This window comes from Castellaniella sp., assembly GCF_034007085.1.
GTDB lineage: Bacteria > Pseudomonadota > Gammaproteobacteria > Burkholderiales > Burkholderiaceae_B > Castellaniella.
Window position 1 is genome coordinate 1 of the sequence record NZ_JAVERO010000075.1, and the last position, 10,224, is coordinate 10,224.

The 10,224-nt window shown below is 67.9% G+C and carries 10 protein-coding genes; 3 read left to right on the forward strand and 7 right to left on the reverse strand.

Annotated elements, in window-relative coordinates; all coding sequences use genetic code 11:
- Positions 1-513: Holliday junction DNA helicase RuvB C-terminal domain-containing protein (locus tag RBR29_RS07865; RefSeq protein WP_320348425.1), on the forward strand; the 513-nt coding region annotated here is incomplete at its 5' end.
- Between the two features lie 6 nt (positions 514-519).
- Here RBR29_RS07865 and recQ read toward each other — a convergent pair.
- The 7 genes from recQ to RBR29_RS07900 form a co-directional block, all read right to left on the reverse strand.
- A complete protein-coding gene (gene recQ / locus RBR29_RS07870) occupies positions 520-2,448 on the reverse strand; it encodes a DNA helicase RecQ (protein WP_320348426.1) in 1,929 nt (642 codons plus the stop codon).
- A gap of 13 nt (positions 2,449-2,461) precedes the next feature.
- Positions 2,462-3,046, reverse strand: a complete 585-nt coding sequence (gene ruvA / locus RBR29_RS07875; RefSeq protein ID WP_320348427.1) for a Holliday junction branch migration protein RuvA — start codon at positions 3,044-3,046, stop codon at positions 2,462-2,464.
- Between the two features lie 61 nt (positions 3,047-3,107).
- Positions 3,108-3,656 carry a crossover junction endodeoxyribonuclease RuvC gene (gene ruvC / locus RBR29_RS07880; RefSeq protein WP_320348429.1) on the reverse strand — a complete coding sequence of 183 codons (549 nt, stop codon included), beginning with the start codon at positions 3,654-3,656 and terminating at the stop codon, positions 3,108-3,110.
- A 13-nt stretch (positions 3,657-3,669) separates the two neighbouring features.
- Entirely contained in the window at positions 3,670-5,265 is a 1,596-nt protein-coding gene (purH, locus tag RBR29_RS07885) for a bifunctional phosphoribosylaminoimidazolecarboxamide formyltransferase/IMP cyclohydrolase (RefSeq protein ID WP_320348430.1), read from the reverse strand.
- A 51-nt stretch (positions 5,266-5,316) separates the two neighbouring features.
- Positions 5,317-5,556 carry a helix-turn-helix domain-containing protein gene (locus RBR29_RS07890; RefSeq protein WP_320348432.1) on the reverse strand — a complete coding sequence of 80 codons (240 nt, stop codon included), beginning with the start codon at positions 5,554-5,556 and terminating at the stop codon, positions 5,317-5,319.
- 18 nt (positions 5,557-5,574) lie between these two features.
- Positions 5,575-6,585: a tRNA dihydrouridine synthase DusB gene (gene dusB / locus RBR29_RS07895; protein ID WP_320348434.1), complete on the reverse strand. Its 1,011-nt coding sequence runs from the start codon at positions 6,583-6,585 to the stop codon at positions 5,575-5,577.
- 42 nt (positions 6,586-6,627) lie between these two features.
- The gene (locus RBR29_RS07900; RefSeq protein WP_320348436.1) at positions 6,628-7,779 is read right to left on the reverse strand and encodes an FAD-dependent monooxygenase; all 1,152 of its coding nucleotides are present in this window, start codon (positions 7,777-7,779) and stop codon (positions 6,628-6,630) included.
- Between the two features lie 79 nt (positions 7,780-7,858).
- On the opposite strand from RBR29_RS07900, the gene RBR29_RS07905 reads away from it, so the two are divergent.
- A complete protein-coding gene (locus RBR29_RS07905) occupies positions 7,859-8,731 on the forward strand; it encodes a cytochrome c oxidase assembly protein (RefSeq protein ID WP_320348437.1) in 873 nt (290 codons plus the stop codon).
- A gap of 30 nt (positions 8,732-8,761) precedes the next feature.
- A partial coding sequence (locus tag RBR29_RS07910; protein ID WP_320348439.1) for a M48 family metalloprotease occupies positions 8,762-10,224 on the forward strand: 1,463 nt, incomplete at its 3' end.

Below are 10,224 nucleotides of genomic sequence, written 5' to 3' on the forward strand. Positions count from 1 at the left end.
GACCGTTTCGGCATTGTGTCCCGGCTGGAATTCTATTCGGCCGATGAACTGGCCCATATCGTGCGGCGCAGTGCCGGCCTGCTGGGGGCCGATGCCACGGACGATGGCGCAGCCGAGATCGCCCGCCGTTCGCGCGGCACGCCGCGCATCGCCAACCGCCTGTTGCGCCGGGTGCGCGATTATGCCGATGTGCGGGCTGGCGGACGCATCGACACGGCAACTGCCCAGGCAGCGCTGGCCATGCTGGAAGTCGACCCCCAGGGCCTGGATCTGATGGACCGCAAATTACTCGAAGCCATTGTGCACAAGTTCGACGGCGGTCCGGTGGGGGTGGACAGCCTGGCGGCCGCCATCGGCGAAGAGCGCGACACCATCGAAGACGTCATCGAACCCTATCTGATCCAGCATGGCTATCTGCAACGCACTCCGCGCGGTCGCATGGCCACGCGCCGCTGCTGGGAACACCTGGGCCTGCAGGCGCCTGCCGCCGGGGGGAGTGCAGAACTGTTCTAGGGCGCGTCAGTCGCGGATTTGTCCCACGCAGGCGATCACGTCGGGGCCATAGGTTTCCAGCTTGCGTGCGCCCACGCCGCTGACGCCGGCCAGGGCGTCCAGGCTGGCGGGATTGCGCAGGGCGATCTCGCGCAGGGTGGCGTCATGGAAGATCACGTAGGCGGGCACGTTGTGTTCGCGCGCGGTGCGCGTGCGCCAGGCACGCAGATGCTCGAAGCGCGCCAGGGCGTCGGGCGGTAATGCGTCCAGTTGCGCGGCCGTGGTGGTGCGCTGGCGGCTGGCCTTGGCGCGCTTGACGGCCACGGGGCGCAGCATCAGGGTGCGTTCGCCCTTGAGCACGGCGCGGCTGGCTTCGGTCAGCGCCAGGGTGCCGTAGCCTTCCAGGTCCACCGTCAGCAGGCCCAGGGCCAGGGCCTGGCGCAGGATGCCGCGCCAGGCGTCCACCGACAGGTCTGCGCCCACACCAAAGACGCTGAGCGTGTCGTGGCCGTGCTGCCGGACCCGATCGGTCATCTGGCCGCGCAGGATGTCGATCAGGTGACCGCCGCCGAAGCGCTGGCCACGTTCGCGCATCAGCCGGTAGACGGCCGACAGCAGCTTCTGCACGGCGACGGTGCCATCCCAGGCAGCGGGCGGGTCCAGACAGGTGTCGCAGTTGCCGCAAGGCGCGATGGTCTGGCCGAAATAGGCCAGCAGATCCTGGCGCCGGCAGGTCACGGTTTCGCACAGGGCCAGCATGGCGTTCAGCTGGTGTATCTGGCGGCGCTGGTGCAGGGCATCGCCATCTGATTCGTCGATCATGCGCCGCTGCTGGACGACGTCCTGCAGGCCGTAGGCCAGCCAGGCGTCGGCGGGCAGGCCGTCACGTCCGGCACGTCCGGTTTCCTGGTAGTAGCCTTCGACGGACTTGGGCAGATCGATGTGGGCGACGAAACGCACATCGGGCTTGTTGACGCCCATGCCGAAGGCGATGGTGGCGACCATGATGATGCCATCCTCGCGCAGGAAGCGGGCCTGGTGGTCGGCGCGCGTCCTGGCATCCAGGCCGGCGTGGTAGGGCAGGGCGATGATGCCGTTGCGCGACAGGAATTCGGCGGTCTGCTCGACGCGCGCGCGCGACAGGGCGTAGACGATGCCGCATTCTCCGGCATGTTCGGCGCGGATGAAATCCAGCAGCTGGCGCCGGGCCTCGTGCTTTTCGACGATGCGGTAGCGGATGTTGGGCCGGTCGAAACTGGCGATGAACTGGGGGGCGGCTTCCAGCGACAGACAGGCGACGATGTCGGCGCGCGTGGCGGCGGTGGCGGTGGCGGTCAGGGCGATGCGCGGTACGCCGGGCCAGCGCTCGGCCAGCAGTTTCAGTTCCTGGTATTCCGGGCGGAAATCGTGCCCCCATTGGGATACGCAATGGGCCTCATCGATGGCGAACAGGGCGATGCGCCCGCTGTCGAGCAGGTCCAGGCAGCGCGGGGTCAGCAGGCGTTCCGGGGCGACGTACAGCAGATCCAGTTCGCCGCGCATGAAGGCGCGCTCGACCTCGCGGGCCTGGCCGGGCGTCTGTGACGAATTCAGGAACGCGGCGCGCACGCCCAGTTCGAGCAGGGCATCGACCTGATCCTGCATCAAGGCGATCAGAGGCGAGATGACCACCCCCGTGCCGGGGCGCACCAGGGCCGGAATCTGGTAGCACAGGGATTTGCCGCCACCCGTAGGCATCAGCACCAGGGCATCGCCGCCGCCGATGATGTGCTCGATGACGGCCTGCTGTTCGCCCCGGAAGGCCTCGTAGCCGAAGACTTCACGCAGCGCGTCCAGCGCATGCGCGTAGCGCGGCGGTGCGGGCGGGGTGTGCCGTTCGCCGGCCTGGTCACCTGCCGGGAAATGCATGGGCCGCCCGTCCTCGTCCCAGAAGATGGGCGGTTCCTCTGCGCGCATGTCGTGTCCGGCCTCAGGCTCGCGCCAGGGCCTTCAGGGCCAGGCGGATGCTTTCGGAAATGCTCCGGCCTTCTGGCAGGGTGGCCATGGCGCGGCGGGCCTCGGCGGCGGAATAGCCCAGAGCCAGGAGGGCGTTGAGCACATCGCTGCCGCTTGCGGTGGCGGGCATGCCATCCGATCGGCCTGGACCGGGGATCGTCCCCAGTTTGTCGCGCAGTTCAAGCAGCAGGCGCTCGGCGGTTTTCTTGCCGATGCCGGGGACTTTCACCAGGCGGCCGGATTCCTGGCGTTCGACTGCGTCGGCCAGGTCCTCGACGCTCAGGCCCGACAGCACGGCCAGGGCTGTGCGCGCGCCGATACCGCTGACCTTGATCAGGGCGCGAAAGGCACTGCGTTCAGCCGGTGTGGCAAAACCGTACAGGACATGGGCGTCATCACGAATGGCCAGATGCGTGTGCAGGGTCACGGTCTGGCCGGCGGGAGGCAGCTTGTAGAGCGTGCTCATGGGGACGTCGATCTCGTAGCCCAGGCCGCCGGCCTGGATGCAGACCGTGGGCGGGGATAGTTCGATCAGGGTGCCGGTAATGCGGCCGATCATGGCGAACTCCGTTGTTCGGGATGAATGCGGGGCGCGGACCGCACGAAAAAGCGGGCGTCCATCAGGACACCAGCCGGCCGGTGCGCAGGCGTCGGCGGCTTGCAGACAGGGTCTTGGGCGCCAGTGCCTGCAGCCGTTCGGCCAGCGGCGCGCAGTGGGCGTGACAGATGGCGCAGGCCAGGGCGTCGGCGGCATCCGGGGCAGGTTCGCCGTCCAGCGACAGCAGATGGCGCACCATGGCCTGGATCTGTTCCTTGCTGGCGCGGCCGGTGCCGACCACGGCTTTCTTGATCTGCAGCGCCGTGTATTCCTGGACATCGATGCCGCAGTCGGCCAGGGCGCACAGGGCCGCGCCGCGTGCCTGGCCCAGCAGCAGGGTCGAGGCCGGGTTGGCATTCAGGAAGACTTTTTCCAGTGCGGCCTGGTCGGGCCGGACGTCGCGGGCGATTTCGCGCAGATTGTCCAGGATGACCTTGAGGCGTCCGTGCAGGGGCAGGGCGGGTGGCACGACGATGGTGCCGCTGGCCACGTAGCGCAGTCGCGCACCCTGGGCCTCGATTGCGCCGAAGCCCGTGCGCCGCAAGCCCGGATCGACTCCCAGGATGATCATCGCTGCCTGGCCGTCAGTGGCGGAAGTGGCGGGCGCCGGTGAAGACCATGGCGATGCCGCGTTCGTCGGCGGCCGCGATGACTTCGTCGTCGCGGATGCTGCCGCCCGGCTGGATGACGCAGGCCGCGCCCGCGTCGGCCACCACGTCCAGCCCGTCGCGGAATGGGAAGAAGGCGTCCGAGGCGACTGCCGAGCCTTGCAGCGTCAGACCGGCCTTTTCGGCTTTGATCGAGGCAATGCGGGCCGAGTCGATGCGACTCATTTGCCCGGCTCCCACGCCCAGGGTCATGCCCTGGCCACAGAAGACGATGGCGTTGGACTTCACGAAGCGGGCGACATTCCAGGCGAACAGCAGGTCGCGCATCTGTTGCGCCGTCGGTGCCAGACGGGTGACGACACGCACATCGGTCTCGGCGGCTTGCAGGACATCCGGGTCCTGCGCCAGCCAGCCGCCGCCGACACGTTTGATGTCGCAGGGGTTGTGCGCCGTGCCCAGGGGGACTTCCAGGACTCGTACGTTCTTTTTCGCGGCCAGCAGGGCCAAGGCGGCGCCCGTATAGGCCGGGGCGATCAGGACTTCCAGGAACTGCTCGGAGACAGCCTGCGCAGTGGCCTCGTCGACCGTCGTATTGAAGGCGATGATGCCGCCGAAAGCCGAAGTCGGGTCGGTCTTGAAAGCCTGGCGATAGGCGGACAGCGCATCGGCGCCCAGGGCCACGCCGCAGGGATTGGCGTGTTTGACGATGACGCAGGCCCCGGCCTGGAAGCTGCGTACGCATTCCCATGCGGCGTCGGCATCGGCGATGTTGTTGTAGGACAGTTCCTTGCCCTGGATCTGACGGTAGCTGGCCAGCAGGCCGGTGCCGACCTGGATGTCGCGATAGAAGGCGGCGCCCTGGTGCGGATTTTCGCCATAGCGCAGGGTCTGTTCACGGCGCATCTGCACGGTCAGCACGCGCGGCCAGGGATTGCGTTCAGGGACCTGGGCAGGTTCGGGTTCGCGCGTTGCCAGGCTGCTGAGGTAGGCGGCGATGGCGCCGTCGTAGGCTGCGGTGTGGGCATAGACCTTGGCGGCCAGTTCCAGGCGCAGGCCGTAGGACGGCTGGCGGGCCGGGCCGTCCATGTCGGCCAGCACGCGCGGGTAGTCGGCCGGGTCGATGACCACGGTGACGCCACCGCCGGCTGGAGAGCCATGGTTTTTTGCCGCAGAGCGCAGCATGGCCGGGCCGCCGATGTCGATGTTTTCGATGGCATCGGCCAGGATGCAGTCGGGTTTGGCGATGGTCTGCTGGAAGGGGTACAGATTGACCACCAGCAGATCGATGGGTGGGATGTTCTGTTCTTTCAGTGTCTGCAGGTGCGCGGGATCGTCGCGGCGCGCCAGCAGACCGCCGTGGATGCGTGGGTGCAGGGTCTTGACCCGGCCGTCGAGGATTTCCGGAGAGCCGGTGTGGTCGGCGACCTCGGTGACCTTGAGGCCGGCCTGGGCCAGCAGGCGGGCGGTGCCGCCAGTCGACAGGAGAGCGACCCCGCGCTGGGCGAGGGCCTGGGCGAATTCAACGATGCCCGACTTGTCGGACACGGAGAGCAGAGCAGTCTGGATGGTCATGTGGGTGGGATGGAAGGCAAAGAAAAATGGGCTGGTGGGGCGGTCGGTGCCTCAGACCTGGATCTGGTGCGTCTGGAGTTTCTTGCGCAGGGTGCCGCGCGTGATGCCGAGCATGTCGGCTGCGCGCGTCTGGTTGCCTCCGGTGCGTTCCAGTGCGACTTCCAGGACGGTGCGTTCGACGCACAGACCGACCATGGACAGCATGTCGTGCGGCGTGGAGTCGCCCAGATCTTCGAAATAGCGTTCGAGCTGTTCGCGGACGGCGTGTTCCAGTGGGGTGGTGGTGCTCATGTCGGATCGGTCGGAAAATCAATGGAGTGAAGGCGCGGGCGTGATGACCGCATCGGCAGGCCGTTCGTCGAACCACTGGCGCAGGGCTTCGGATTGCCGCGCCGTGCTGTCCAGCGCCATGATGCGTGGCAGCAGCGTGTCCGCGCCCGGCAGATCGGCCAGGTACCAGCCGATGTGCTTGCGGGCGCTGCGCACGCCGGTGTGCTCACCGTAGAAAGCATAGTGGTCGTCCAGGTGCCCCAGCAGATGTTCGCGCAGTTCGCCATAGGTCGGCGGCGGCAGATGGGTGCCGTGCGCCAGATAATGGGCGATTTCGCGAAAGATCCAGGGCCGCCCCTGGGCGGCACGGCCAACCATGATGGCGTCGGCTCCAGTGTAATCCAGGACGCGGCGGGCTTTTTCTGGCGAGTCGATGTCGCCGTTGGCGATCAGCGGGATGCGGATTGCCTGGCGGACTTCGCGCAGCGTGTCGTATTCGGCCTGTCCCGTGTACAGATCGCAGCGGGTGCGCCCGTGCAGGGTCAGGGCGGCCACGCCGCAGTCCTCTGCAAGGCGGGCGATGCGCACGGCATTGCGGCTGTCCCGGTCCCAGCCGGTGCGGGTCTTCAGGGTGACGGGCACACCCAGCGGCGTGCAGGCGGATACCACGCGGTCCAGGATGCGGGCGACCAGGGTTTCGTCGCGCAGCAATGCCGAACCCGAGGCGACGTTGCAGACTTTTTTGACGGGACAGCCCATGTTGATGTCGATGATGTGGGCGCCTTTGCGGATGTTGAACACGGCTGCCTCGGCCAGCATGTCGGGGTCGGCGCCGGCGATCTGCACGGCCACGGGGTCGGGCTCACCATCGTGGTTCAGGCGGCGCGCGGTCTTGACGCTGTCCCACAGGCGCGGGTTGCTGGCCGCCATTTCGGATACCGCGTAGGCCGCGCCCAGCGCCTTGCACAGGCGCCGGTAGGGGCGGTCGGTGACTCCGGCCATGGGAGCCACGCAGACGGGGTGGGGCAGGGTCCAGGATCCGATGCGCATGGCGGGCATTGTAGGCCGTTCGGCATGGGCCGTGCGGTGCGTCTACAGGCGCTGACCTTGCAGCAGGTGGTGGGCCAGGGGCTTGCGCAGCGCAGGCAGCAGGTCCAGGGCGGCCAGTCCCAGACCGCAGGCGTGACGCAGCAGCGGATTGGCAGTGGCGAAGACGCGCGGCAGCATGTCGGTGATGCCCAGGGTCAGGGCGCGATCTGCGCGACGTTGCCGGGCATGGTGTTCCAGCAGCGATTGGACCGGAGTGTCCGGTTGCGCCAGCCAGGGGCGCAGCACCTGGGCCAGCTGGGCTGCGTCGCGCAGGCCCAGGTTCAGCCCCTGGCCGGCGACCGGGTGCAGAGTCTGGGCGGCATTGCCGACCGCCACCAAACCCTGGCCCAGCACGCTGGGGCCGGCGTGCAGCGACAGGGGGAAAGCGTGCGTTTCGCCGATCCGCTGCAGGCGGCCCAGGCGCTGGCCGAAGGCCGCCTGCAGCGCCGCATCGAATGCCGTGTTCGACAGGTCCTGCAAGGCTTGGGCGCGTTCAGGCGGCACGCACCAGACCAGGCTGTAGAGATCCGCGCCGGCCGGATGGGGCAACAGGGCCAGCGGGCCGGTGCGCGTGAAGCGTTCGAAGGCCAGGCCCGGATCGGGGGCGGCGGCCCGCACGGTCGCCAGGACGGCGTGCTGGCCATATTCGCGTCGCAGTCCCTGGGGACGGGCGCCGTCGGACAGCAGCGCGAGGCGTGTGCTGCATGGCCCGTCCGCCAGGCGCAGGTGCACGGGGGAACCCGCCAGGGGGCGTTGCGGGCGTTCTGGCAGGATGGTCACGCCCGAACGGCGCACAGCGGCGTAGAGCGTATCGAGCAGATCATCGTAGGCCACCACGCAGCCCAGCCGGGGAACGTTCAATTCGCGGTGATCGATCAGCGTGCGGCCCAGATGCCCCGCCTGGGATACATGCACGCTGAGGATGTCGGCGGCTCGGGTCGGCCAGGCGCCCAGGGTTTCCAGGAAGCGGCGGCTGCCGTGATTCAGCGCCAGGGCGCGCGGGTCAATGGCCTGCCCGGATGGGCGCGGTGTGGGCGCAGGCCCTGCCAGGGCGATGCGCGCCGGATCCGGGGCAGCATCCGCCAGGCTCAGGGCCAGGGCGCAGCCGACCGGGCCGGATCCCAGGATGGTGATGTCGTAGGTCGGATTGGCCATGGGTCTTCGAACGGCGAAAAGTCCCATTTTAGGATGCTTTGGGGAATGCTTTAAACTAGCCTGGTTACCCTTGTCATGGATGAACCGGTCCATCATGGACGTGCTTGCCTGGCTGCAGCCTTGGGAATTCTCGCCCGCTCTGGTGCTGGCCTTTGTGGTGTCGGCGTGGCTGTTCCTGCGTGGCCGGCGCGTTCACCATGTCGGGGCCGCGCGCCAGTCGCTGTTCTGGGTCGGCTGGGTCGTGTTGTACCTGTCCATGCACACGCAACTGGACTACTACGCCGAGCGCATGTTCTTCATCCATCGCCTGCAGCACCTGGTCCTGCATCATCTGGGGCCGATGCTGATCATGGGCGCCTATCCGGGGCAGGTCATGCGGGCGGGTCTGCCCCTGGCCTGGCGGACCCGGCTGGCGGCAGCGCGCCGTTCCTCTGGCATCGTGCGCAGCCTGGAAACCCTGGCGACACATCGTTTCCTGGTGCCGCTGCTGTTTTTGCTGATGGTGCTGGTCTGGCTGGAACCGACCGTGCAGTTCTACTCCATGCTCGACTGGCGGTTGTACCGGTTCATGAACTGGGCGGTGGTGATCACCGGCTTGATGTACTGGAATCTGATTCTGGACCGGCGGCCTCGTCCGCCGGCTGCTCTGTCGCCCGGCGGGCGGATTCTCTCGCCTGTCTTCACCATGGCGCCGCAAATGGTCGCAGGAGCCGTCATTGTTTTTTCCGAGCACGACCTCTATCCGGTGTTCGATCTGTGCGGCCGTGCGCTGCCTGGCTTCAGCGCGCTGGATGACCAGGTGATCGGCGGGCTGATCATGTGGGTGCCGGCGGGCCTGATCGAGACGTTCGGGTTACTGGTGGCGCTGGGCACCTTGTTGCGACTGTCGTCACGCAATCGGCTGCCGCAGCCTCGGCGCCGTCCGTCGGCCCGGCCGGCGGGCGTGGCCTGAAACCGCGTGATCGTGGACAAAGGATACGCCATGCAGACCTGGATGCGCCGTGCGGGCGCGAGCCTGAGCCTGGCCGGCGCCCTGGCAGCGGGCCTGCCGCCCGCCTGGGGTCAGCCCATGGGCTTGCCTTCGATGGGGGCGACTTCGTCATCGGAACTGTCCCCGGCGGTGGAACGCACACTGGGCCAGGCCATCATGGAACAAGGCCGCCAGGACCCGACCTACATCGGCGATCTGGATGTCAACCAGTACCTGACGACGATGGGCAGGCGGCTGGCCGCCCATGCGCCGCAGGCGCTGGCCCAGGACATCACCGTGTTCGCCGTGCGCGACCCCTCGATCAATGCGTTCGCCTTGCCGGGTGGTTACATCGGCGTGCATAGTGGCCTGGTGGTCGGCGCGCAGAGCGAATCCGAACTGGCCGGCGTGCTGGCGCACGAGATCGGCCACGTCATGCAGCGCCATATTGCCCGGGGCATTGCCCAGCAGTCCCAGGGTACGGGCATCATGGTGGCCAGCCTGATCGGGGCCTTGCTGGCGGCCCTGGCCGGCCAGGGCGACCTGGCGATGGGGGTGGCCACTTTCGGCCAGGCGGCGGCCATCGACCGACAGCTCGGGTTTTCTCGGGGCGCCGAACAAGAGGCCGATCGATCGGGGCTGCAGATGATGCGCCATGCAGGCTTTGATCCCCGGGGCATGTTGGCCATGTTCCGCCGTTTGATGAATGCGTCGCGCCTGAACGAAGGCGCGGGCGGCGGCTATGCCTCGACGCACCCGCTGTCCATCCAGCGCTTGTCGGATATCGAGAACCGGATCGAAGGCCAACCCATTGCCGCAGACAAATCCGATACGGAATTCTGGTTCGTGCGCACGCGCCTGGCCCTGATCCAGGCGCGCGATCATGCCGACCGGCAACGGCTGCAACAGACGCTGCGGGGCGAGGCGCGTGATCAACGCGGTGCCCGCCAGGCCGCCGCACTGTTCGGCCTGGCGTCTCTGGACAAAATGGCGGGTGACCTGGCGGGCGCGCGCGCGCAACTGGACCAGGCGCAGTCCGTGCAGGCGGCGCCTCAATTGGACATGCTGGCGATCCAGCTGGCCAGTGCCCGGGGGGCGGCGGCTGCCGTGGACGTTGCGGCGGCTGCCTGGCAGCGTTGGCCGCACAGCCAGGGGGTGGCCTACGAGCGTGCCCGTGCCCTGCAGAAGGCCGGTCAGGACGAGACGGCCGCCACGTTTCTGCAGGGCATCGTCAAGCAATGGCCGGACACGCCGGAATTCCAGAAACTGCTGGCGACCAGTCTGCAGCGCCTGGGGCGCGAGGTCGAAGCCCACGAAGCCATGGCCAGCTATTACGAGCAGACCGGCGCCTTGCCGACCGCTGTCGAGCATTTGCAGCAGGCGCGCGCTCTGTCAAAGGATTTCTACGCCCAATCGCGGCTGGACATGCGCATTCGCGCCCTGCGTGAACGCCTGGACAACCAGCGTGCCTTGTT